Source organism: Sphingobium sp. EP60837 (assembly GCF_001658005.1).
GTDB classification, from domain to species: domain Bacteria; phylum Pseudomonadota; class Alphaproteobacteria; order Sphingomonadales; family Sphingomonadaceae; genus Sphingobium; species Sphingobium tyrosinilyticum.
In genome coordinates this window covers 2,150,676-2,174,529 of sequence record NZ_CP015986.1, presented here as the reverse complement: position 1 = coordinate 2,174,529, position 23,854 = coordinate 2,150,676, and the positions used below count along the sequence as shown (strand labels likewise).

At 61.6% G+C, this 23,854-nt stretch carries 19 protein-coding genes and 1 tRNA gene; 13 read left to right on the top strand and 7 right to left on the bottom strand.

Annotation, left to right across the window (positions count from 1 at the left end):
• The first annotated feature begins 125 nt into the window (after positions 1 to 125).
• Positions 126 to 1,928: an IlvD/Edd family dehydratase gene (locus EP837_RS10525; RefSeq protein WP_066527212.1), complete on the top strand. Its 1,803-nt coding sequence runs from the start codon at positions 126 to 128 to the stop codon at positions 1,926 to 1,928.
• A 99-nt stretch (positions 1,929 to 2,027) separates the two neighbouring features.
• Entirely contained in the window at positions 2,028 to 2,774 is a 747-nt protein-coding gene (locus tag EP837_RS10520) for a FadR/GntR family transcriptional regulator (protein ID WP_066529196.1), read from the top strand.
• 41 nt (positions 2,775 to 2,815) lie between these two features.
• Here EP837_RS10520 and EP837_RS10515 read toward each other — a convergent pair whose 3' ends face one another.
• Positions 2,816 to 5,476 (bottom strand): GAF domain-containing protein, encoded by a 2,661-nt coding sequence (locus EP837_RS10515; RefSeq protein WP_066527211.1) that lies wholly within the window; start codon positions 5,474 to 5,476, stop codon positions 2,816 to 2,818.
• Between the two features lie 222 nt (positions 5,477 to 5,698).
• On the opposite strand from EP837_RS10515, the gene EP837_RS10510 reads away from it, so the two are divergent.
• Together EP837_RS10510 and EP837_RS10505 are read left to right on the top strand one after the other, a co-directional pair.
• Positions 5,699 to 6,358 carry a protein-L-isoaspartate(D-aspartate) O-methyltransferase gene (locus EP837_RS10510; protein ID WP_066529194.1) on the top strand — a complete coding sequence of 220 codons (660 nt, stop codon included), beginning with the start codon at positions 5,699 to 5,701 and terminating at the stop codon, positions 6,356 to 6,358.
• Positions 6,359 to 6,629: 271 nt separating this feature from the next.
• The gene (locus EP837_RS10505) at positions 6,630 to 7,619 is read left to right on the top strand and encodes a LacI family DNA-binding transcriptional regulator (protein WP_066529189.1); all 990 of its coding nucleotides are present in this window, start codon (positions 6,630 to 6,632) and stop codon (positions 7,617 to 7,619) included.
• Positions 7,620 to 7,624: 5 nt separating this feature from the next.
• On the opposite strand, the gene EP837_RS10500 is transcribed toward EP837_RS10505, so the two are convergent.
• The gene (locus EP837_RS10500) at positions 7,625 to 8,482 is read right to left on the bottom strand and encodes an SMP-30/gluconolactonase/LRE family protein (RefSeq protein WP_066527208.1); all 858 of its coding nucleotides are present in this window, start codon (positions 8,480 to 8,482) and stop codon (positions 7,625 to 7,627) included.
• 4 nt (positions 8,483 to 8,486) lie between these two features.
• Positions 8,487 to 9,644, bottom strand: a complete 1,158-nt coding sequence (locus tag EP837_RS10495; RefSeq protein WP_066527207.1) for an aldose epimerase family protein — start codon at positions 9,642 to 9,644, stop codon at positions 8,487 to 8,489.
• A 101-nt stretch (positions 9,645 to 9,745) separates the two neighbouring features.
• On the opposite strand from EP837_RS10495, the gene EP837_RS10490 reads away from it, so the two are divergent.
• Positions 9,746 to 11,050 (top strand): sugar MFS transporter, encoded by a 1,305-nt coding sequence (locus EP837_RS10490; RefSeq protein ID WP_066527205.1) that lies wholly within the window; start codon positions 9,746 to 9,748, stop codon positions 11,048 to 11,050.
• 66 nt (positions 11,051 to 11,116) lie between these two features.
• On the opposite strand, the gene EP837_RS10485 is transcribed toward EP837_RS10490, so the two are convergent.
• Positions 11,117 to 12,010, bottom strand: coding sequence for an N-formylglutamate amidohydrolase (locus EP837_RS10485; RefSeq protein ID WP_066529188.1), 894 nt, complete (start codon positions 12,008 to 12,010; stop codon positions 11,117 to 11,119).
• A gap of 148 nt (positions 12,011 to 12,158) precedes the next feature.
• Here EP837_RS10485 and cpdR point away from each other — a divergent pair, with 148 nt between their 5' ends.
• Complete coding sequence (gene cpdR, locus EP837_RS10480; RefSeq protein ID WP_066527203.1) at positions 12,159 to 12,536, top strand: cell cycle two-component system response regulator CpdR; 378 nt, start codon at positions 12,159 to 12,161, stop codon at positions 12,534 to 12,536.
• Positions 12,537 to 12,541: 5 nt separating this feature from the next.
• Here cpdR and EP837_RS10475 read toward each other — a convergent pair whose 3' ends face one another.
• On the bottom strand, positions 12,542 to 13,876 hold the full coding sequence (locus EP837_RS10475) for a dicarboxylate/amino acid:cation symporter (RefSeq protein ID WP_066527200.1): 1,335 nt from the start codon (positions 13,874 to 13,876) through the stop codon (positions 12,542 to 12,544).
• Between the two features lie 124 nt (positions 13,877 to 14,000).
• Here EP837_RS10475 and EP837_RS10470 point away from each other — a divergent pair.
• The 4 genes from EP837_RS10470 (at position 14,001) to EP837_RS10460 (ending at position 16,326) form a co-directional block, all read left to right on the top strand.
• A tRNA-Val gene (locus EP837_RS10470) sits at positions 14,001 to 14,075 on the top strand.
• A 508-nt stretch (positions 14,076 to 14,583) separates the two neighbouring features.
• The gene (locus EP837_RS10465) at positions 14,584 to 15,621 is read left to right on the top strand and encodes a tyrosine-type recombinase/integrase (protein ID WP_066527196.1); all 1,038 of its coding nucleotides are present in this window, start codon (positions 14,584 to 14,586) and stop codon (positions 15,619 to 15,621) included.
• Between the two features lie 139 nt (positions 15,622 to 15,760).
• Entirely contained in the window at positions 15,761 to 15,958 is a 198-nt protein-coding gene (locus EP837_RS20500) for a type II toxin-antitoxin system VapB family antitoxin (protein WP_082919612.1), read from the top strand.
• Complete coding sequence (locus tag EP837_RS10460) at positions 15,955 to 16,326, top strand: type II toxin-antitoxin system VapC family toxin (RefSeq protein ID WP_066527191.1); 372 nt, start codon at positions 15,955 to 15,957, stop codon at positions 16,324 to 16,326. Before EP837_RS20500 ends, EP837_RS10460 begins: the two co-directional genes overlap by 4 nt.
• 531 nt (positions 16,327 to 16,857) lie before the next feature.
• Here the strand turns inward: EP837_RS10460 and EP837_RS10455 are convergent.
• The gene (locus tag EP837_RS10455) at positions 16,858 to 18,387 is read right to left on the bottom strand and encodes a YfhO family protein (protein ID WP_066527188.1); all 1,530 of its coding nucleotides are present in this window, start codon (positions 18,385 to 18,387) and stop codon (positions 16,858 to 16,860) included.
• Between the two features lie 117 nt (positions 18,388 to 18,504).
• Here EP837_RS10455 and EP837_RS10450 point away from each other — a divergent pair, with 117 nt between their 5' ends.
• Together EP837_RS10450 and EP837_RS10445 are read left to right on the top strand one after the other, a co-directional pair.
• The gene (locus EP837_RS10450) at positions 18,505 to 19,521 is read left to right on the top strand and encodes a glycosyltransferase family 2 protein (protein WP_066527185.1); all 1,017 of its coding nucleotides are present in this window, start codon (positions 18,505 to 18,507) and stop codon (positions 19,519 to 19,521) included.
• Positions 19,494 to 20,219: a class I SAM-dependent methyltransferase gene (locus EP837_RS10445; RefSeq protein WP_066527183.1), complete on the top strand. Its 726-nt coding sequence runs from the start codon at positions 19,494 to 19,496 to the stop codon at positions 20,217 to 20,219. The genes EP837_RS10450 and EP837_RS10445 overlap by 28 nt, the downstream gene beginning before the upstream one ends.
• On the opposite strand, the gene EP837_RS10440 is transcribed toward EP837_RS10445, so the two are convergent.
• The gene (locus tag EP837_RS10440) at positions 20,193 to 21,494 is read right to left on the bottom strand and encodes a hypothetical protein (protein ID WP_082919668.1); all 1,302 of its coding nucleotides are present in this window, start codon (positions 21,492 to 21,494) and stop codon (positions 20,193 to 20,195) included. The genes EP837_RS10445 and EP837_RS10440 overlap by 27 nt on opposite strands.
• 546 nt (positions 21,495 to 22,040) lie before the next feature.
• Between EP837_RS10440 and EP837_RS10435 the strand changes: the two genes are divergently transcribed.
• Entirely contained in the window at positions 22,041 to 23,819 is a 1,779-nt protein-coding gene (locus EP837_RS10435; RefSeq protein ID WP_066527181.1) for a hypothetical protein, read from the top strand.
• The last annotated feature ends 35 nt before the right edge of the window (positions 23,820 to 23,854 follow it).

Below are 23,854 nucleotides of genomic sequence, written 5' to 3'. Positions count from 1 at the left end.
TGTGCTGCTGGGCTAACGGTTTCACGGGAGAATGCAATCCATCCTTGTCTGTCTATTTGTATGAGTATATTGACCGAGCGAAGACGTCAATCTGTTGCACAGCCCTAGCTTTTCAGGATGTTCTCATGGCCGTATCCTTCCCTGCCGACCGGAAATTGCGCAGCCGCGCCTGGTTCGACAACCCCGACAACATCGACATGACCGCACTCTACCTGGAGCGCTACCTGAACTTCGGCCTCAGCCTTGAGGAATTGCGGAGCGGCAGGCCGATCATCGGCATTGCGCAGACCGGGAGCGACCTGTCGCCATGCAACCGTCATCATCTGGTGCTGGCGGAGCGGATTCGCGAGGGCATAAGGGAGATGGGCGGCATCGCGTTGGAATTTCCCGTTCATCCGATCCAGGAGACGGGCAAGCGGCCGACCGCGGGACTGGACCGGAACCTCGCCTATCTGGGGCTGGTCGAGGCGCTGTACGGCTATCCGATCGACGGCGTGGTGCTGACCACTGGTTGCGACAAGACGACACCCGCGCTGCTGATGGCGGCGGCGACGGTCAATATCCCCGCGATCGCGCTGTCGGTGGGACCGATGCTGAACGGCTGGCACAAGGGCGAGCGGACGGGATCGGGCACGATCGTCTGGCATGCGCGGCAGTTGCTGGCGGCAGGTAAGATCGACGATGAGGGCTTCATCAAGCTGGTGGCGTCGTCGGCGCCCTCGACCGGCTATTGCAACACCATGGGCACGGCGACGACGATGAACAGCCTCGCCGAGGCGCTGGGCATGATGCTGCCCGGATCGGCGGCGATCCCTGCGCCCTATCGCGATCGGCAGGAGGCCGCCTATCGCACCGGCAAGCGCATCGTCGAAATGGTGGCGGAGGATCTGAAACCTTCCGACATCTTGACGCTGGACGCATTCCATAATGCGATCGTGGTGAATTCGGCGATCGGCGGATCGACAAATGCGCCGATCCATCTGGCGGCGATCGCGCGCCATGCCGGGGTCGAACTGCCGCTCAAGGACTGGGAGGCAGTGGGGCATAAGGTCCCGCTGCTGGTGAACCTCCAGCCGGCGGGCGAATATCTGGGCGAGGATTATTATCATGCGGGCGGCGTGCCTGCGGTGGTCGGGCAGTTGATCGGCCAGGGCCTGATCCGCGAGGGGGCGATGACCGTCAACGGCAGGACCATGGGCGAGAATTGCCGGGACGCCGCGATCGAGGATGAGAAGGTCATCCGGCCCTTCGCCCAGCCGATCAAGGAGGAGGCGGGATTCCTGGTCCTCTCCGGCAATTTGTTCGACGCGGCGATCATGAAGACCAGCGTCATCAGCGACGAGTTCCGCCAGCGTTATCTGTCCAATCCCAATGATCCCAATGCCTTTGAAGGGCCTGCGGTCGTATTCGACGGGCCGGAGGATTATCATGCGCGGATCGATGACCCGGCGGTGGGCATCACGGCCGACACGCTGATGTTCATGCGCGGCGCGGGGCCGATCGGCTATCCCGGCGCGGCGGAGGTGGTGAACATGCGGCCGCCCGCATATCTGATCACGGAGGGCATCAGCGCCCTGCCCTGCATCGGCGACGGGCGGCAATCAGGCACCAGCGGCAGTCCCTCGATCCTGAACGCCTCGCCAGAAGCGGCGGCCACGGGTGGCCTGGCGCTGCTGCGGACCGGCGATCGGGTGCGGATGGACTTGAATGCAGGCATGGTGAATGTGCTGATTTCGGATGAAGAACTGTCTGCGCGGCGATCGGCTCTGCTGGCCGAGGGGGGCTACCCCTACCCCGCCTCGCAGACGCCATGGCAGGAGATTCAGCGCGCGCTGGTCGGGCAACTCGACAGCGGCGCGATATTGGAAGGGGCGGAGAAATATCAGCGTATCGCCCAGACCAAGGGCCTGCCGCGCGACAATCATTGAGCGGTCAGGCGAGCATCGGCGGACGGCGGCTGCGGGCGACTTTCTTTGAGAGCGGCATTGCCGTACGGCTGGCGTTCGATGACTGGCAAGGAGCGAGCGTTGGGCAGCGAAGGCAAGCATTCAGCTGAACGCATGTTCGGACATGAGGAGGGCGGCCTTCGCATCCACCAGGCGATCGCCCGGCAGCTGGGCAGCGCGATCGTCGCGGGAAAATACAGACCCGGCGAGCTGTTCGAAGGCGAGATCGAGGCAGCCGAGCGGCTTCGCGTGTCCCGCACCGCTTATCGCGAGGCCGTGCGCATCCTGATCGCGAAGGGCATGCTGGAAAGCCGCCCCAAGGCGGGCACCCGCGTGCTGCCGCGCAGCCGATGGAATGTGCTGGACCCGGAGATGCTGGCCTGGATGTTCGCGGGCGAGCCGGACCCCGCCTTTGTGCGCGACCTGTTCGAACTGCGCGGCCTGATCGAACCATCGGCTGCGGAACTCGCGGCGCGGCGGCGGACCGATGCCCAACTGGCGACCATGGAGACAGCGCTCTCGACGATGGGCGAGCATGGGCTGGCGACCGAGGAAGGGCGCGCGGCGGATCAGCAGTTCCACAATGCGATATTGGCCGCGACGCAGAATGAAGCGCTGGCGGCGCTGGCAAGCTCCGTGGGCGCGGCGGTCAGTTGGACGACCATGTTCAAGCAGCGGAAGTCAGCGCCGCCGCGCGATCCGCTGCCGGATCATCGCGCGGTTTTCGAGGCGATTGCCTCCCGCGACACGGCGGCGGCGCGAGCGGCGATGACGGAGCTGTTGCGGCTGGCGCTCGCGGATATGGATATCGCGCTTACTGAACCTTGAGAGGTGGGCGGTAGCTTTTCGCCCGGAGAGCCTCGCCGCCTTCAGACTCGGTCCAAGATGTCGCGGAGGCGACTGGCCAGGTCTTGCAGGGTGAAGGGCTTGGGCAGCAGGGCAATGCCCGGGTCGAGCTTTCCGTCGCGCAGGAAGCCGTCGCGGGTATAACCGCTGGTGTAGAGAATCTTGAGGTCGGGTTTCAACGTACGCGCGCGTTCGCTCAGATCCTTGCCCGACATGCCGGGCATCACGACATCGGTGAAGAGAAGGTCGATCGACTGGCCATCCGCCTCAATCAGGCGCAGCGCGGCATGGCCATCCGCCGCCTCCAGCGCTCGATAGCCCAATTCCCGCAAAGTCTCGACCGAATAGGCGCGCACGGCATCATCATCCTCGACCACCAAAATGGTCTGGCCTGAAGCCGAGAGGTCGTGGGCCGTCACTCGGTCCTCCTGCGTCCCCTCCGCATCGCCGGTGAAGCGCGGCAGGTAGATTTTGACAGTGGTGCCCTGCCCCTGTTCCGACAGCACTTCCACATGCCCGCCCGATTGCTTGACGAACCCATAGACCTGGCTGAGGCCAAGCCCGGTCCCGCGCCCGATCTCCTTGGTGGTGAAGAAAGGTTCGAAGATGCGCGACAGTACCGGGGGAGCCATGCCGGTGCCGGTGTCGCTGACCGCGACCATCACATAATTGCCGGGCGCGACATCGCCGCAAGCGGCGGCATAATCGCTGTCGAGATAAGCGTTGGCGGTCTCGATCGTCAATGTTCCGCCATCTGCCATGGCATCCCGCGCATTGACAGCAAGGTTCAGCAGCGCGCTTTCGATCTGGTTGGGATCGGCCTCTACCGGCCAGAGATGCGGGGCATTGACCGTCTTGAGCTGGATCAGTTCGCCTAGCGCCCGCTTCAGCAGGTCGGATAGCCCTTCCACCACGCGATCAAGATGCAGCGGCTTGGGTGACAGAGGTTGGCGCCGGGAAAAGGCGAGCAGGCGCTGGGTCAGCGCGGCGGCACGTTCCGCCCCCTGCCGGGCGTTTGCGATGGCGCGCACCGCCTTAGCCGGATCGCCGCCATTGGTGAGGCCCCGCTCGGCCAGTTCGATATTGCCGTTGATGACGGTCAGCAGATTGTTGAAGTCATGTGCGATGCCGCCGGTCAGTTGGCCAACGGCCTCCATCTTGTGCGCCTGGCGAAGCTGTTCCTCCACCGCGCGCTTTTCGGTGAGATCACGGGTTACCTTGGCAAAGCCGATCAACCGTCCCTGTTCGTCATGGATCGCATCGACGATGATATTGGCCCAGAATTGCGTGCCGTCCTTGCGCACGCGCCACCCTTCGGCTTCGAACCGGCCAGCCGTGGTGGCAACCTCCAGCGTGCGGGCGGGCATGCCCGCTTCCCGATCGGGTTCAGTGTAGAAGCAGGAGAAATGCCGGCCGACAATTTCATGCGCGGAATAGCCCTTGATCCGTTCCGCGCCCGCATTCCAGTTGGTGATCGTGCCCGTAGCATCGAGCATGCACATCGCATAGTCGGTGACGCCCTGGACCAGCAGCCCGAAGCGCCGCTCGCTCTGTTCCAGTTCGCGGAAGGCTGCGCGGATTTGCTCCGTACGCTGCTCGATCCGCTGCTCCAGCGTGGCGTTGAGTTGGCGCAATTCCCCTTCGGCCACGGTGCGGGCCGCGATTTCACGCTGCGCCTTGTGGTGGAGGCGCGCATTGTCGATCGCGATGGATGCGTGCCCCGCGACGCCCGCCATGATCTTTTCATGTTCAGCGGTAAAGCGGCCCGCCAGATGATGGCCGAAGAACAGGCCGCCTTGGACTTCGCCACTATGCGATACGACGGGCACGGCAAGATAGCTGGTGACAGGCAGATGGCCAGGCGGCATGCCCTTGTGCGGAGCGTTGTGGCCATAGCGGGGATCCGCCCGGATATTGTCCGACCGCACAATCCCCTCCCCTGCGAAGGTCGGGCCAAACACGGCGGTGTTGCGCGGCATGGACAAATTGCCGAACGCCTCACGCGGAACGCCGGAAAGGCTGTAGAGCATGTAGCTCTCACCCTTCTGGTCGACGAGATTGTAGAAGAAGGCTCCGAATTCCGCGCCGGTCAGTTCGACGGCGGCGTCGGTGATCGTCTGGACGACGACATCCAGATTCTGTTCCGCCGCAACGGCCGCGCCCATGCGGTTGACGATTTCGAACGAGGTTTGCAGCGACACGTTGCGAATCGCCGCGCCGACCAGCCGAGCCAACTGGCTCAACATTTCGACGGATAGTTCGTCGGGGGCGTCCACCTCCGCCCAGTAGGCGCCGATCGCCATCGGCTTGGACCCCGTATCGACCGGCGTCATCACCATGCTGCGGACGAAAGTGGCGCTGTAGAGATGGTAGGGAACGCGTGGATCGGCGGAGATGTCCGAGATGATCGCCGGTTTCCCATGGGTCATGACCCAGCCCGACACGCAAGACGAACGTGGAAAGCGCTGGCCCGCCCACAGCGGCTCAATCGCATCTTCGGCGACATAAAAGCATTCGTCGCCTTCGCCCAACACGACCGTAATGCCCTGCGCACCCGCAATGCTGCGCGCAGCCGTCCGCACGACCTCCACGACATCGCCGAGCGATCGGGCGTTCGCCAGCCGCTCGGCGGCTGCGAACAGCGGCGTCCAACGCAGGGACGCCTCATGGTCCGGCAGCATCATGTCCAACGGGGGCAACCTCGGGGAAAGCTGTGCCAGCTACCATAACGCTTTGTTTTTGAACAGCCAACTCCTCCATCGTGGGGAAGATGGTGAAAAGTCGGTCAACCTTTGCGGCACCAGGGGGCATTGATAAAGGTCAGGGCGCAACGGGCGGCAAAGGGCTATGGTGACGCTGGCGGCGCGGCCGAGTCGCGTCATTCCGATCAATGGCCCGGAGGCGGCATGGCGGACAGCGAGCGCCTGCGCCAGATGATGGTGGAGCGGCAGATCGCCCGCCGCGGCGTCGGCGACCCACGCCTGCTGGCGGCCATGCGCCAGGTGCCGCGCGAGAATTTCGTTCCAGAAGAGCTGCGCGACTTCGCTTATGAAGACAGGCCGCTGCCGGTCGAGGGGGGCCAGACGATTTCGCAGCCCTATATCGTCGCCCGAATGATCGAGGCTGCGGCGATCCGCGCAAGCGACCGGGTGCTGGAGATCGGCGTCGGGTCGGGCTATGCCGCCGCGGTCATGAGCCGCCTTGCCGCGCATGTCTTTGCGATCGACCGGCTGGGCGAACTGGCCGCACTCGCGCGCGGGCGGATGGAACGACTGGGCTATGACAATCTATCGATCCGCACCGGCGACGGTACGGAGGGGTGGCCGGAACAAGCGCCCTTCGACGCCATATTGGTCGCGGCAGGCGGTCCTTCCGTGCCGCCGCCGCTGCGCGAACAGCTGACGATCGGCGGGCGCCTGGTAATCCCGGTGGGCGAAGCGAGAGAGCAGCAACTTATGCGCATAACCCGCACCGGCGAGGAAGCGTTCGAAACACAGAAGCTGGAGGCGGTGCGCTTCGTGCCTCTGATCGGCGCTCATGGCTGGCATGATACGAAGGCGCGATGAAAGCGCATCCCGGACGGCCGCGTCCTTGTGCAGTTAGTCCGAAACCGTCCGGGATGACGTCATTGCCATTCGAAGAATGACAACGCTGTCTTGGACTTTTAAAGATTTAGTCTGATCGATCAAGCCCTTTTTGACCCAGGATGATCGATTATAATTTTTCGGCCAAATGACGGCCGCGAATGCTTGTTTTCTCCCACTTTTCCGTGCCAAGGATCGCTCATCATGAGAGGTGGATACAGCGAGCAGCCGCGGATCGCGTGGCAGGATCTTCATGCCGAGCATCCATGACGTAGCGGCGGTCGCTGGCGTTTCGATCAAAACCGTCTCGCGGGTGGTGAACAAGGCGCCCAATGTCAGTGCGGAACTGCGGGAACGGGTGACGGCAGCGATCCGTCAGCTGGATTATCGGCCCAATCAGTCGGCCCGGCGGCTGGCAGGCGGGCGGTCCTTCATGATCGCTTTCCTCTACAACAACCCCGTGGCCAGCTATATCAGTGGTATCCAGGCGGGCGCGGTGAACCGGTGCCGGGACCTCGGCTATCATCTGGTGGTCGAGCTGATCCCGCTGGAGGGTGAGGCGCGGTTCGAGATTCTGGAAGGGCTTGTGGCCGCGCTGCGCCCCGACGGCGTGTTCCTGGCCCCGCCGCTGTCGGACGATCCGGCAGTGCTGCAGTGGCTGTCCGAGCGGAAACTGCCCTGCGCCCTGATCGCCGGTTCGGTGAGCGCGCAGGGCCTCAACATTCCCACGCCCGAACGGGCTGCAGGCCGGATGGTAGCCGATCATCTCATCGCGCTCGGTCATCGGCGCATCGGCATTATCACGCCGCCGCCTAGCCATGGCGCAGCCGCCTGCCGGGTCGATGGCTTCCGCGACGGCCTCGCGGCTGCGGGCCTTCCTCGCGAGGAGAGCCTGTTCGTTGAGGGTGGGTTCGACTATGCGTCCGGCATCGCGGCGGGCGAGCATCTGCTCGGCCTAACGAAGCCACCGACGGCTGTCTTCGCGACCAATGACGATATGGCGCTTGGCCTTCTGGCGCTGGCGCGCCGCCGGGGGTTGAATGTGCCGCAACATTTGTCCGTGGTCGGATTTGACGACACGCCGGCTAGCTTCACCGCTTGGCCGCCGCTTACCACGGTGCGCCAGCCGCTCGCCGAAATGGGGGCGGCTGTGATCGACTCGCTGATCAACGGCCCATCGGAGCCGCCAGCGTTCCGCTTCGAATTGGTGCAGCGCGACAGTTCCGCGCCGCCCTTCCCTTAGCCTGCTTAGCCTGCGAACAAGGGCGTCGGCAGGCCCTTCACGCCCGCATCGACCTCGAACAGCCCGCCATCATATTCGCTTTCGGGCAGGCCCACGGCCGCCGAACTTACAAACATGCGGTCGAGATTTGCTCCGGCGAAACAGATGTTCGTGACCTGCCGCGCTGGCAAGGGAATGGCGCGATCAAGCTTGCCTTCGGGCGTGAAACGGCTGATGCGCGCGCCATCCCAATGCGCGATCCACAAATGACCGTCGGCATCAACGGTCATGCCGTCAGGATAGCCATCCTCTTCGCTAAAGCGGATGAACAACTCCCGGTCTGCAAGGCCGCCGCCTTCCGTTCGGGCGAAGCGATAGACGCTGCGCCGCGCGCTGTCCGTATGGTAGAGCCAAAGGCCGCAGGGGGAGAAGGCCGGGCCATTGGGCACCTTGTAGCCGCTGTCCATCTGGAGCCAGCGCCCGTCTGGATCCAGGCGGTAGAAAGCGCCGCTCTCCGCCTGCTCCGCCATGTCCATCGTGCCGCACCAGATGCGTCCTTCGGCATCCGCCTTGCCGTCATTCATCCGGTTGCCGGGCAAATGCGGCTCAGGGTCGCCGATCGGTTCGATCGCGAGCGGATCGAGCGAGAGACGGGCGAAACCGCTCTGCAATCCGGCGATGAAGTCACCGCCCTGCCGCTCGACGATCCAACCGATCGGCTCAGGCATGGCCCAGCGTAGGATGCTGCCGTCGGCAAGTGACAGGCGATTGACCGCTGGTGCGACTATGTCGGTCCAATAGACAGCATTATCGCGCGCGGACCATAAGGTGCCTTCGCCCAGCGTGTCGCGAATATCGCGCTGGATCAGTTCCCACTGCGCCATCGGATCAGCGCATTACCGACAAGCGATAGATCATGACATGCCGATAGGGCTTGCCGGGGTCGAGCCGCGCTGACGGGAAGTTCGGATGATTGGGCGAGTCCGGGAATTTCTGGGGCTCAAGGGCGAAGCCGTCGCCCATCCGGTAGAGATGACCATTTTTGCCGACGAAAGTCCCATCGAGAAAGTTGCCCGAATAGAATTGCAGCCCCGGCTCCGTGCTCAGCACCTCAAGGACACGGCCTGAAGGAGGGTCTTCCAACCGGGCGGCAAGTTCAGGGTTCGCGGTCGTCCCCTTGTCCAGCACCCAATTATGATCGTAGCCGCGGCCCGACCGGATCTGCGGATCGGCGCCGTCACGGACTGCGTCATCCACCCGGCGGGGCGTGCGGAAGTCGAACGGGGTTCCCGCGACCGGCCTTATCTCACCAGTGGGAATAAGCCCGGCATCGACGGGGGTATAATCTTTTGCCGGAATCGTCAGCAAATGGCCGAGCGCACCGCCCGGCGCGCCCTCTCCGGCCAAGTTGAAGATGGCGTGATTGGTCAGGTTGACGACGGTCGGCTTGCTTGCCTCCGCCTCGAAACTGATGGTCAGCGCACCGCTTTCGTCCAGCGCATAGCTGATCCGGGTGTCGAGCCTGCCGGGATAGCCCGCCTCTCCATCCGGACTGCTGTAGGACAGGACGAGTTGAGGCCGGGGGCCGCCGGTCAGGGACACGACCTTCCACACTTGCTTGTCGAACCCTTTGCCGCCGCCATGCAGCGTGTTGCCTTTGTCGTTGAGCGGCAGCTGATAGCTCTGGCCGTCAAGGGTGAACTTGCCGCCTGCAATGCGGTTCGCATAGCGGCCCACTGTCCCCCCGAAATAATCGGGCCGCGCCAGATAAGCCGCGAGATCGTCATAGCCCAGCAGCACGTCGGCCTGCTTGCCATTGCGGTCAGGCCCGGTCAGCGACTGCAGCGTGGCGCCGTAGGTCAGTATCTTGGCGGAAACGCCGTGCCCGTTCGACAGCGTGATTGCTTCGACGGGCGTGCCCTCGGGCAGATGACCTGCAGGCGCGCGGCTCGTCTCGGCGGCCAATGCTGATGCGCTTGCCATCACAAGCGCCAGATAATAGGACGATGATGTTCGAAAAGCATGGCTGATCCAGGCCCTCTGCATGCATGCCCCCTTGCTACCGAGATATTGACGCCCGACAGCGAGCTATATACTCGGACAAATTGAAAGAGCACAAGCCTGTTAGCGCCTGTTGGAGAAGATGAATGCCCGCACCTCCCTCATCATCAGCCACTCTGACGGCCGAACATCACCCCGCTACTCGATATGGGCCGGCGCTGACGCTGCTGGCGAGCCTGTTCTTCATGTGGGGCTTCATCACCGTCATCAATAACACGCTGCTGCCCCACCTGCGCAGCGTATTTGAACTCAACTATACCCAGACGACGCTTATCGAGTCTGTCTGGTTCATCGCTTACTTCGTGGCATCGATCCCCTCGGCCAAGCTGATCGAGCGGGTAGGCTATCAAAAGTCTCTGGTGATCGGCCTGCTGGTCATGGCCGCCGGATCGCTGGGCATGATGCTGGCGGCGAGCCTGCCTTCCTATGGCGTGACCTTGGCCATGCTATTCGTCATCGCCAGCGGCATCACGCTGCTGCAGGTTGCGGCAAATCCCTACGTCGTCGTGGTGGGCAAGCCGGAAACCGCATCGTCGCGCCTCAACCTGGTGCAGGCGATGAATTCTGCCGGAACGATGCTGGCGCCGCTGTTCGGCGCTTATCTGATCCTGGGGCGGTCGAAGGGCGGTACGGCTGCCGCCGGAACGGTGCTGACCGAGGCGGAGCGGATCGCCGACGCCCAGTCGGTGATTTTGCCCTATGCGCTGGTTGCGGTGGTTCTGGTAGTGCTGGCCATCGTCATCGCCCGTTTCCCGCTTCCCGCCATGGGATCGGCGACGGCAAGGCTGGCCCGGGAAGAACGCAAGAAACATTCGCTCTGGTCGCACCGCAACCTGGTTTTCGGCATTCCGGCGATCTTTATCTATCTGATCGCGGAGATTGGCGTCGCCAACCTCTTCGTGAATTTCGTCAGCCAGCCGAACATCGCGAACCTTACCCATGAGCATGCGGGCCGTTACCTGACGTTCCTATGGGGTGGCATGATGGTCGGCCGCTTCGTCGGTTCGGCGATCATGCAGAAGGTCGATGCAGGCAAGGTATTGGCCGCTTTCGCCACCGGCGCCTTCATCGTCATGATCGTCACCGTCCTGTCCGACGGCCCTGTCGCCATGTGGTCACTGATCCTGGTGGGTCTTTTCCATTCCATCATGTTCCCGACTATCTTCTCGCTCGGCATTCGGGGTCTGGGACCGCTGACCGAGGAAGGGTCGGGCCTGCTGATTATGGCGATTGCAGGCGGATCATTGGTCGTGGTGCAAGGATGGCTGGCCGACAATTATGGCCTGCAGACGTCCTTCCTGCTGACCGCGGTCTGCGAACTCTACATTCTCTTTTATGCGCTGTGGGGTTCACGCCCCACGCACGTCCTGCCGGACCAGCATCTGGAATAAGGGGCTGACACGGTCGGAGAATAGGAAGGCCGGGGCGCGCATCGCTCCGGCCTTTTTTGCTGCGCACTATTCGGCGGCAAGGGGATAGGCAGCGCGCGGGCTTTCCGCAGAAAGTGCGTCGATCAGAGCCCTGATGATCGCCTGAAGCCGCGGCAGGCCGGGGCCCGGCCGATCGAGCGCCGCGTCGAGATAGAGGCTGCGGTCCACCTCCACCTGCAGCGCATAAAGATCACCGGCAGGGTTCCCATGCCGTTCGATCATATGATCGCCCGCATAGGGATGGTTCTGCGCAACTGTCAGCCCATGGCCGGTCAGCACATCCGCCGCCAGCGTCATAAGGCGCGCCGACGCAGCGCGGCCGAAGCGGTCGCCCAGCACGACCTGCGGAGCGGCCTGCCCCGCGGCGGCGGGTGGAAGCGGCGGCATGGAATGCAGGTCGATCAGCACGGCATGGCCGTGCGCGTCCCTCGCCGCCCGCATCATCCGGCTGAGGCTCGCATGATAGGGGCGGTGAATGAGGTCGATCCGGCGGCGCACCTCGTCCCAGCCGACTGGCCGCTGCCACAACTCATAAGCGCCGGGCAAGCGCCGGGGGATCAGGCCCAGCCCTCCGCGCAGCTTCGCACTGCCCTGGAATGAGGCGTCGCGCGGCAGGCCCGTCACCATGGCGGGATCAATCTCCCGCTCATGGCGATTAAGGTCGATCATCGCGCGTGGCGCACGCGCCACCAGCACATGATAGTCCCGTTCGATCAACGGATAGGCAAGCAGGTCCGCCCACCGGTCCTCTAGCCGTCGCAACACGTCCGGCGCGACTCTGGCTCCGTCCAGCAGCGCCGGGTCATAATCGCGCCCCGCATGGGGCACTGAAATGATGACCGGCGCGATGGGGCGTTCCGGGCCGTAAAGGTCATGCGATGCGGTGGATTCGGCCGGAGCGCGCGGTGCGGAATAGCTCAAATCATCTCCTTCCACAGGACGCCCCCAAAAATGGTTACTCGGCTGGATATCTCTGGCTGTTCTCGCATATAATGGCATGCAGCGCCACCCAGGAGGGGTGCCGCACCGATCGGCCGAGACCGGCCAGAGACGAGACTGACTTAAAGCGATGGTTCGAATTCTGCTGGCCGAAGATGATGACAGCATGCGCACCTATCTCGCCCGCGCGTTGGAGCGGTCGGGATATGAGGTGGTGGCTGTGGCGAACGGCTCGCAGGCCGTGCCGCACATCGACCGCGACCGATTCGACCTGCTGCTGACGGACATCGTCATGCCGGAAATGGACGGTATTGAACTGGCCCAGCATGCTGCGGCGGTAGCGCCGGACATGCGAATCATGTTCATCACCGGCTTCGCCGCCGTGACGCTGAAAGCCGGCAAGGCGGTGCCGCAAGCCAAAGTGCTTTCAAAGCCGTTCCATCTGCGTGATCTGGTGCTGGAGATCGACCGCATCTTCGGCAGCACCAGCATGACGGGCCTTAACTGAATCGATCAACCGGCGACGACTTCCTCCATATCCGGAGTCGGGGGCAGCGGTGCGCCAGCCATGGCGGCGGCGAATCGCTTCCGATCCAAGCCGCCCTCCCATGCCGACACCACAATGGTGGCGACCGCATTGCCGATGAAGTTGGTGAGGCTGCGGCATTCGCTCATGAAACGATCGACGCCCAGGATCAGCGTCATGCCCGCAACCGGAACGGACGGCACGATCGACAAGGTCGCCGCCAAGGTGATGAAACCCGCGCCGGTAACGCCCGCCGCTCCCTTGCTGGACAACATCGCCACCAGCAGCAGCAGGATCTGATCGCCCAGGCTAAGATGCACATTCGTCGCCTGCGCGATGAACAGCGCCGCCAGCGTCATATAGATATTGGTGCCATCGAGGTTGAAGCTGTAGCCGGTAGGCACGACCAGGCCGACGACGGACTTGCGGCACCCTGCCCTTTCCATCTTTTCGATGAGGCTGGGCAGCGCCGCTTCTGAGGAGGAAGTGCCGAGCACCAGCAGCAGTTCCGCCTTCAGATAGCGGATGAGGTGCAGGATGTTGAAGCCCGCCAGTCTGGCGACGAGCCCGAGTATGAGCAGGACGAACAGCAGGGAGGTCAGATAAAAGGTCGCGACCAACCCGATCAGGTTGGCGAGCGCGCCCACGCCATATTTGCCGATGGTGAAAGCCATCGCCCCCAGCGCACCGATCGGCGCCGCCTTCATCAGGATGGAGACGAGCTTGAAGATCGCATGGCTCGCCGAATCCAAGACTTGCATCAGCGGATCGGCCCGGTCGCCGATCAGCGTCAGGGCGATGCCGAACAGGATAGCGACGAACAGCACCTGTAGGATGTTATGCCCGTCCGCGACCGCCGAGATCAGCGTTGCCGGGATGATATCCATCAAGAAGCCGGTCAGCGTGCGATCATGCGCCTGCTGCTGATATTCCGCGACCTTGCCCGCGTCGAGGCTGGCGGGATCTATGTTCAGCCCGGCCCCCGGATGCACGACATTAGCGACGATCAGGCCGACGATCAGGGCCAGGGTAGAGAAGGTCAGGAAATAGGCGAAAGCCTTCGCCGCCACCCGCCCTATCGCGCCCAATTCCTTCATGCCGGCAATGCCGGTGACGATGGTCAGGAAGATGACCGGGGCGATGATCATCTTCACCAGCTTGATGAACGCCTCACCAAGCGGTTGAAGGGCGATGCCAGCCTGCGGGAAGAAGTGGCCGATGAGGACGCCGATGCCGATCGCGACGAGCACCTGCACATAAAGCTGGCGGTAGAAGGGCAAGGGTGAGGTCGCTCCGGCCGTCGCATCGTCGAACTTTATCATGCTGCTGAGCGCCCCCTTTGCACCGCAGCATATGAACTGCGCACCTTCTGTCCAGAGAATTGAGTGAAAGGCGAATTTCCCGCTTGCGCCCCCCCCGGACCGCCGCTATTGGCGCAACTCCCGTGGGCGTGTAGCTCAGTGGTAGAGCACTGTGTTGACATCGCAGGGGTCGCAAGTTCAATCCTTGCCACGCCCACCATCGAAAACCCCGTCAAATCAACGGTTTGGCGGGGTTTTTGTTTGCCTGGAGGAGGCCAGCGGCCGAACCCGGCCTTCGGCCCTTTCGGCAAATTTTGGGCAAATCCCCCGCTTCTTTTGGCAATTTCTGGGCATGCGAATGCCGGGCGATCGCAGCCACTTCCCGAGTCGCGGACGCCAACGAAACCACCTGTGGATGTGTCAGCCGATGTCCCTTCGCTGCCGCCCACCCAGACCAATATGGCAGCTTCGCCCCGGCCGGGCCTGGGCCGGTGGAGTGCCCTCGGCCAGCGCTGCGCCCCGCGGCGGCCAGCCTCAAGGGCTCGGCGCCACCTCAGGCGATGATCAATTGCCTCCAGGCTCGCGACACTCCGCCTGCCCGGCATCCAGCCTCCGGCGAACGGGTCCGCAGAATGCGAGCGATCTTCATCAGACATGGCGCGTCGCTCGTCCGGCGTGCGGAGAGATCCGCCCGACGCAGGCGGCGAACAAAATTAAAGGAAACCAAGATGCTATCCATCCGTACCCGTGGGAAGCACGGCATCTATTACATCCGGGGCTCAGTCGGACTGGGCAAGAAGAAGATCATCGTCAAGGAATTCAGCACAGGAACGAGCGACCCTGACGCCGCGGCCCATCTGATGGCTGAACATGAGACGAAGCTGCGTCACCAGCTGATGTTTGGTCCGGCAGCACTCGTCGCGCAGGGAACCATCGCTCAGGCCTTCGACAGCTACCTGACAAAGGCAAAGCCGCCATGTGCGTCCGACGTCCTGCGCATCGGGAAGCTCAATGGCCTCATCGGCGATTACAGCCTGCGCGAGCCCAAGCAGGCGTGGGAGCATTTTCGCCGCGCCTATCTTACCGGCCATGATCCGGCGGGCCAGGACCGCTATCGCTCAGTGTTTCAGGCGGCGATCAATGTCTATCATGAATTGCATGATCTCCCACCGCTGCGGATCAAGGCCATCCCGTTCAACAATGAGCGAGTGCGCTTCCTCAGCAAGGAAGACCGCGACCGGCTGATCGCAGCCTATTCGCCTCACATCCAGCCGATCATCACCATGCTCGCCTTCCATGGTCCACGCATCCAGACCGCATTGCAGTTGCAGTGGGGCGTCGAGGGCGTCGATATGCACGAGGGATCGATCCGCCTCAATCACACAAAGAATGCGATCATCCGGTCCGTGCCGATGCATCCCCGCGTGATGGACGTGCTGCGCCCGATCTGGGAGAAACAGCGGCGGCCCACAAAGGAGCATGTTTTCCTCAACCGGTTCGGTAAACCCTATCAAGACACCCGCAAGGCGAAGATCCCCGGTGGCAACCCGATCAAGAATCAGCATGCCACCGCCTGCCAGCGCGCAGGGATCGAGGATTTCACCGTCCATGACTGGCGCCATCACTGGGCGTCTCACTGCGTCATGGCGGGCATCGACCTCATCACCATCATGAACATGGGCGGCTGGAAATCGCTGCGGATGGTCCAACGATATTCAAGCGTCAGCGTGGATCACATGCGCGATTCCATCAACAGGTTGAGCTGAGGCAGATCTTTTGGACCTGGGGCAGACCACATGGTCTGCTCCGTTCCGCCGGTGAGCAGATGAAGCAGCTTATATAACCAAATGCACTGGAACTGTCATCATATGATGCTATATTCCGTGCATCAGAAAGACGAGGTTTATGCGAACTACCCTAGCATTGGATGACGAGCTTATTGCGAAGGCTCAGTCGTTCACCGGCTTGACCGAAAAATCAGCGCTCGTTCGTGAAGCGCTTAAAGCTCTCATAGAACGGGAGAGCGCCGCACGCCTTTCCCGTCTTGGCGGCACTGAGCCTCATAGTGAAGCCGCTCCGCGCCGACGTCCCGATCCTGCATGATCCTGGTCGATACTTCCGTCTGGATCGATCATTTTCGTCATGATGATCCGGCGCTCGCCCGATCACTCGACCAGCGGCAGGTTCTTTCCCATCCCTTCGTTATCGGGGAGTTGGCGCTGGGAAGCCTTCGGCAAAGAGATCTCATCCTAGAAGCGCTTCGCGGATTGCCGTCAGCTCTGGTCGCGCACGATGACGAGGTTCATGCCTTCATTGACCGCCACAGACTGTTCGGCCTGGGCATCGGCTACATCGATGCACATCTGCTGGCAGCAACGTGTCTGACGCCCGACGCCTGCTTCTGGACACGTGATAAGCGCTTGAGGGCAGCTGCCTCGCAGCTCGGCGTGGGTGCGACTCTGGATCAGTAGCCGGCTTATCTCCGGCAGCGACCTGATCCAGACCGGCATCCGACCGCCTGCCAACGCGCCAGGATAGAGGATTTCGCCCCTTCATGACTGCCGTCATCATTGGGGATCCCGCAGGTCATGGCGGAAATCGTCATCAGAATCATCATGAACATGGGCGGCGGGAATCGCTGCGAGTGGTCCAGCGCTATTCCAGCGTCAGCGTCTCCGCAGGATAATTTCGCATTTCCTGACCTTCCCGCCTGAAATGTCCTCCGCTTGAGAACGTGTACCAGCTTGACCCTGAAAGAACTGGCGCGAATGGCTGGGCCAGGCAGCGCTGCCTCAGGCCCTCGACTGGATGGCGCCCGGGAAACGATCGCACTTTCGATCAGCTATGGGATTGGATGCGGTGGGAGTTACCGCTCCCGTCCAATCGCCGCATCATCATTGAACAGAACAATGCCACTCCCCCTTTTGTTTGAACAGAGCGCTTTGCGCGGCCCAAATCTTAAGTGCTGGAACGTAAATGCAGCTTAATCCGATCTGCTTACCTCAAGCTCGTTGTAGCCGCGTTCCCTCGGAAGTGGCCGATTGAGGTTCGGCGATGGATCTGGCTCCGCGTCTAGAGAATCGCGTGAGCCCAAGCAGAAGCGCCGCCATCATGCTGATCGCCAGCCCGACCTTCTCCTGCCAGATCGCAACCCGCTCGATGCGGTAGATGCCAGGCTGGGCGTCAAAGCTGATGAGCGGCCCCCGATGCGGGACGGGCGAGCCGTCCCGCATCACGCGCCAAATCGGAAAATCCGCCTGATGGACTGTAACCCGCCCGGCTGTCCCGACCCGGATCTCGTTCCCGTGCGGCAGAGCACGAAATTTCTGCACGTCCGTCCAGCGATACTCCTTTTCTACCAGGGAAGTATCGAAGCCTCGCGGCAGATATTCCGGCGCGTCCGGTTTGATCCGGTCGATCAAGGCATAGTCCACTGGATGGTGAAGCGCGTCCATCGCCCTCGAGGCCATGAGTCCGTAGGCAAAAATGAGGAGGGCCGCGCCTGCTCCAAGAAACAGGCGGATGCGGTGTAACTGGCAGGACAAGAGCGCTGTGATCGCGGTAAACTCAACGATGCCCATCATGCGCCAGGGAAACTGTGCCTTGTTGAGCAGGGGAATGTCCCAGACGAAAGGAAGGAGACGCACAGCGGCCAGCGCCCCGATAACCGTCAGCACGGTCCAGAAGGAACGCGCCGGCCGGGCGAGAACGATGAGTGCCAATGCCGGTCCAGTAAACATCGTGAAGTTCGTGTTGTAGATCGACCAGTCCGTCGCCCGATAGCCTGGACCCCAGAGGAGAACCGTGGAGATATGGTCCTGAAGCGTCGCCGCCGGCAGCAGGAAGAACGCGGACAGCCCCAAGGCGATCACCCCTGCCGCAGCCCCAGGTAGAAGCGCCGTCGGCTCATGCCAGATGCGCCGGAGCATCAGCGGCCCTATCAAAAACACCCCGGTGAGCACTGCTAGCGGCAAATGAGTGATGATGAGGGCACCATAGGACAGCGCCAGCAGCAGAAGGCCACGACGATGCGGCAGGCGCTCGATCCCAAGCGCAATCAGCGGCAGCCAGACAAGAGCGGCGAATTCCGCCAAGGCCCCTCGCACATGAAAGTTATAGAGATGATAGGGTGCCAGCATGTAGAGAATGGAACCCAGCAGCGGGTAAGTGTCCCGCGCTGATAGCCAGGCATGCATGGTGAGCCCCGAAGCGATCAACAGCAACAGGCCGGCACCATTTATCGCCTGAGGCACCGAGAGCCCCAGCGCATGCAGTCCGCCGGACACCCAGTAGGCGAGAGGTGGGTAGAAGTAGAAGGTGGGAGCGCCCAGACCCTCAAAGCTGTTCGGAAGCCAGCGCTCATAAAGATGGCCCGCCGCCATCTGCTCGCCGAAATGGGCCGTCCACATGTGGTTATAGAGATGCGAATGGGTCGCCCCGGGCCCCAGTACAAAGCTGGGCAACAAGGCCCCAATGCCTACCAGGGTCAGGATGAAAGCGGGCGTTGCGATCAGGGCTCGGAAGTTGGGCATAACTCCTCATGCCAGCCCATGGTAAATTTTGCCTTTAACCTCGCCTCCCCTCATCTTCCATTAACCATTCTGGCCGATAGCCTAAGGTCTAATCCCGGGTGGACCAGGCCAAGACCCATGCGCATTTCGCTGTCGATCATCGTTCCGGTGTTCAACGAACAGGAAAGCATCTCGCTTTTCCTGGACGCAGCGCGTCCTGCGGTCGCTCAGGCGCTCGACCTGATCGGCCCTGACGCCCGCGCAGAATTTCTCTTCGTTGATGACGGCAGCACGGATCGCACCGGCGACATATTGACAATCCTTGCTCGTCTGAGCCCCGACATTCGTTTGGTCACCCTGTCACGCAACTTCGGCAAGGAAGCAGCGCTTGCGGCCGGTATTGATCGGGCAAGAGGGGACGCCGTCGTTCCGATCGACGTCGATCTCCAGGACCCGCCGGAGGTCATCATCTCGATGGTGCGCCACTGGCTGGCGGGAGCGAAGGTGGTCAATGCGCGGCGCGCTGACCGGTCGAGCGACGACTGGTTCAAGCGCTGGAGCGCACACCGCTTCTATCGTCTGATCAACCGCCTTTCCGATCATCCCATTCCGGAGAATGTCGGCGACTTCCGGCTGCTGGATCGCCAGGCAGTGGACGTGATCAAGCAGCTCGGCGAGCAGGCGCGCTTCACAAAAGGCCTCTTCTCCTGGATTGGTTTCCGCGTCGCCACCATCGATTATGAACGTGCCCCGCGTGAGGCCGGAATCAGCAAATGGCGGGTCGGCAAGCTCTGGGGGCTTGCGATCGACGGAATTACCGCATCCACCACGATGCCGCTGCGCATATGGTCGTATATTGGCGGCGGCATCGCCGTCATGGCCTTTGCCTATGCCGCGTTCCTAGTGCTGCATACGCTGCTGACCGGGGTGGATACGCCCGGCTATGCCTCTATCATGGTCGCGGTGCTGATGCTGGGCGGCCTTAATCTTATGAGTCTTGGCATCATTGGCGAATATCTGGGCCGCGTCGCGCAGGAAGTGCGCGATCGGCCGCTTTATGTGGTGGCTGAGGAAAGCGAACCGGCAACACGGTCCGTGAACCAACCCCATTGCGAGGAACAGGACGAATGGATCGATCAGCCTATGCGAGCATGAGCGCGCAAGAGCAGGATCATTGGTGGTTTGTCGCTCGCCGCGCCATCATTGACAGCCTGGTCCGCGCCCATGTTCCACTGCCATCCGATGCTCGCATCCTCGAGGCGGGCTGCGGCACCGGCGGCAACCTCGCCCTGCTCGCGCAATATGGGGCGCTAGACGCCATGGAATATGACGAGGATGCACGCGCCTTGGCGAGTGCGCGCGATCTGTGCCGTGTGGAGGAAGGCGCCTTGCCCGACGCGATCGGCTTTGGCGAAACCCGCTACGATATGATCGCGCTGCTAGACGTGCTTGAACATGTCGAGGAAGATGAAGCTGCACTTCGCGCCTTGGGCGCGCGGCTGGCGTCCAACGGACGGCTGCTGCTGACCGTGCCCGCAGCGCCTTGGCTCTGGTCGGATCACGACGTGCTGCATCACCATAAGCGCCGCTATACGCATGAGGGTCTGCTCGACGTTGTCCGTGAAGCAGGATTGAAAGTCGAAGTCTCAGGCTATTTCAACAGCCTGCTCTTCCCGCTCGCGGTGGCGCAGCGCTTCGCCCACCAACTGCTGCGGCGTGACACACCGCTAGACGCGCGCCCCGCGCCGCTCCTCAATGCCGCGCTTCAGCGTATCTTTGCAGCGGAGCGACACCTGCTCGGTCGCGTTCCCTTTCCCAGGGGCCTGTCACTTTACGCCATCCTCTCTGTCTGACAGGGCATTGCGCGGGTCATAGGGCAGTTTCCAGGAGCCATCCCAACAACGCGCCGGCTCGTGTGCATCGGCAGGGGCGGGATCAACAGGGCGGATGAGTGCCGGAACCTTGTCGAGAGGGGCAAGATAGGATCCTTTGGGAAAGGCTGCGAAGGTCTGGTCCCAAGCCTTGAAGAAACTGCAGCGCACTTCAGGTGCTGCGGGATAGACCAAGGCACGGCGGATTTCAGCAAGGCCGGTCAGGCTGCCGATGGCAAGCACCACCATGAGCCAGCGCCGTCTCTCGCCCCGTTGCACCACATGGTCGCTGACCATCGCCGCGAGCACAGCCAGCCCCGTGATCGAACCGCGCATCATGAAATCGGTCGACCAGCCGATCTGCACGAAGGGAATAAGCATCAGCCAGGCGAAGGCCAGCCACAGGCTGTCCCGTCCGAACCGCGTCGATCGTTCTGCGATCGCCAGAGGTATCAGGTAAGGCAGCGTCTCGAAGGATTGGAACAGCAGCCATTGGACGAAAGGGATCGGCTGCCAATGAAAGCCAACATCATCCGATCCGGCGGCCAGATAGATGAGCGACGGAACGCAAAGGAGAAGGGAAGCTGCGGGAGCTAGAAGGTCGCGCAAAAGAAGGGAACGCGAGATCAGCGTCCGCAATCCTGCCAAGGCCGCGAAAGGCATCGCTCCCATCAATCCCAAGGGCGACCAGAGTGCCGTCAGTGGGAGCACTGCCAGCCAAGGGGCGAGAGGGACACGGCCCTCGCGCCATAGCATATAGCCGACAGCGCCCAGCCAGCCGGCAATCGCATGTTGCGGCACCCAGAACAGCAGGGTGATTGTCGAGGAATATTGGATTTCGGCCCAGTCTTCCAGATGACCGGTGAGCGTTCCTTGCATCAGAAGGTCGCCGATCGCATCCATGCCGGAGAACAGGATAAAGATGGTGAGGCCGATCAAGCGCGAGCGCCGATCGGCGAACAGCTGGCTGCCGAGGGCGAGCAGGAGCGCGATCAGCGTCACATTCTGCAGCAGCAGCGCCACGTCTGCCGCCCTCGCGCCAAGGACCTTGAAGACCAGCGCGGGCACCAGGAACATGCCTATCGGCGCGCGCAGCAGGTCAGGCTCGGCGCGCGCCGTATAGACGAAGGGCCAAGGATTGATCCCCATGTCCCGCAGCACGGCAAAGCGCACCTGCCAATCCACATTGGCATAGAAGAACCGGCCTTCGCCGCTCAGGAGCAGCAAGCCTAGCGCAACCAGGAAACAGGTCAGCAAGGTGCTCAGCCCAACACCGCGGCTATCCCTTGTGATTTTGACCGTGAACAAGCAAAGGAAGACAACGACCATGCCACCGACTGCATAGACCCAAAGAGGCGCGACATTGAGAAATCGCCAGAGCAGCATCTGGCTGCCAGCAAGCCAGGCGATAAGAACCGCCCAAATCCAGCCCGGGGCGACGGGACCGAAGCGCCGATTTTTTGCTATCTTGTGGTCGGCACCGGGGAATAACCTAGCACCTTCAATCATAGGTATTTCTTGCATTTTTCAGGCCCTAAGACTGTGCGCTAGAGTCCACAGGTGAGCAGCGTTTGATAAAGAAAGTATGCCCCCGAGTTGGTCCTCCGCTCTAACCTCTCAGCATGTCAGGGTAAATGACATGACTTACGACCCCGGCGAGATTGACTCTGACGCGTGCGTCGATGTCGCATCAGCCTCTAACTCGGACAAGAGAGAGATCAGCACGGTTTAGAGCGCTTTGGCATATACTTAATTTACGCGAGATATTAAGCGGAACGACGCAAGAAACCGAGGCCTTTAGAGATGCGCAACATCCGCTTATGGATCGATAAGAGTCTTACGATCAGCGACACAAAAGCGCCAATTGAACCGCAACAGCAAGCGGCTCCCCAATTGCTCCTGCGGATCGCTGTCCAGTGCCTGATGGCGATGGTTGTACTTTTCGCCATCGCTTTATTCATCCCTCAAGTTCGGCTTTTCTGGGTGACAACAAAGCTATTGGTACAGCAGGATCTCTGGTTGCTTGAAGCGTTCTTGTTTCTGTCCGTTCCGCTTTTTATCTCAGCCCGTCCCATGCCGAGGGAATGGCAGCTTCGTGACGCGCATACCTTACTTATAGCCCTTGCGCTGGTGATCTTGTGCTATATCGGGCACCGCCTTCTCCTCATGGACTATGATCTTAGCCGCGATGAGCAGATGGCGAATTTCGATGCTGCGATATTCTCGCATGGCCGCTTTGCCTGGCCACTGGCTGCTGAATGGCAAAAGGATGCATCAGCTCTAAACTTGGAATTCATGCTTCCGGTCGGGAACCCGGCCGCTTGGGTTTCGGCATATCTCCCCTTCAATGCAGCGCTGCGGGCGGTCGTCGGCAGCATCGCCGACCCCGCGCTCACCGGACCTTTGCTGACGGCCGGTTCGCTGCTGCTAATCTGGAGCATCGCTCAACGCATCTGGCCAGCAGACCGGGAGGTGCCCACCATCGCCGTGCTGCTTCTGCTCGGATCCGGCCAATTCGTGATTACAGGTATGACGGCCTATGCCATGCCTGCCCATCTGTTCTTCAACCTTCTCTGGTTGCGGCTCTTTTTAGCTGATCGTCGTCCGTGCGACGGATTAGCGATCCTGGTGGGGTTCATAGCAACAGGGCTGCATCAGCCGCTGTTCCACCCCATGTTTGTAGCGCCTTTTCTGTTACTGCCTCTGTTTGAGCGCCGATGGCAAAGGTTTGCCATTTTTGCGCTCAGCTATGGCGTCATAGGTATTTTCTGGCTCTCCTGGCCGATCTTCATCCATAGCCTCGTAGCAGGTCCTGCATCGATAACAGCTGCTGCTGGGACAGATTATCTGTCCAGAATTGCTCAGGTGTTTTCCCTGTCGATAGCCAATCCGACGCTAACAGCGGCGAACATATTGCGGTTCTGCACGTGGCAGCATCTTTTCCTTATTCCTTTGATGACGGTCGGCATTCGCGCTGTGCGCCAGAATCGGCTCGCTGCTGCCTTGGCAGCTAGTTTCCTGCTGCCCATTGTGGTGATCGCCGTCATTCTACCCTACCAGGGAATAGGTTTTGGCTATCGATATCTTCATGGAGTCCTTGGAAATGCAGTGCTGCTGGCGCTGTTTGGCTGGCAGACACTGGTGATCCGCCATGAGGAGTTGCGGCCGATCATGCTCCGAGCCTCCGCGGCCAGCTTATTGATCCTTTTGCCGGCTCAGGCATGGATGGCACATGCCCGTTATGCCCCGTTCGCGCTGATGAGTGAAAAAATCAAGCAAAGCGGCGCGGACTACTTCCTCATCAAGGCGACTGATGGCCCGTTGACGCACGACCTTGTGCTCAACCGCCCTGACCTTTCCAATCGGCCACTCCGACTTGGATTTGAAGACATTGAAGATGCACATCCGCTCGCCCGGCGTATATGCAAGGCCGGGGGGACAATAGCGTTCGGGACGGATGCCTTCTACGCTCCAACATGGTCCTATTTTGGTAACAAGCCCGAGCGTCTAGCCAGCATGAATCTATATGAAATCAAAGCGCCGTTCATCAAGGCGGGATGCAAGATTAGATTGATCTCGTGATCGTTCGGGGACTGGTTCCTATGGTCAAGGTCATC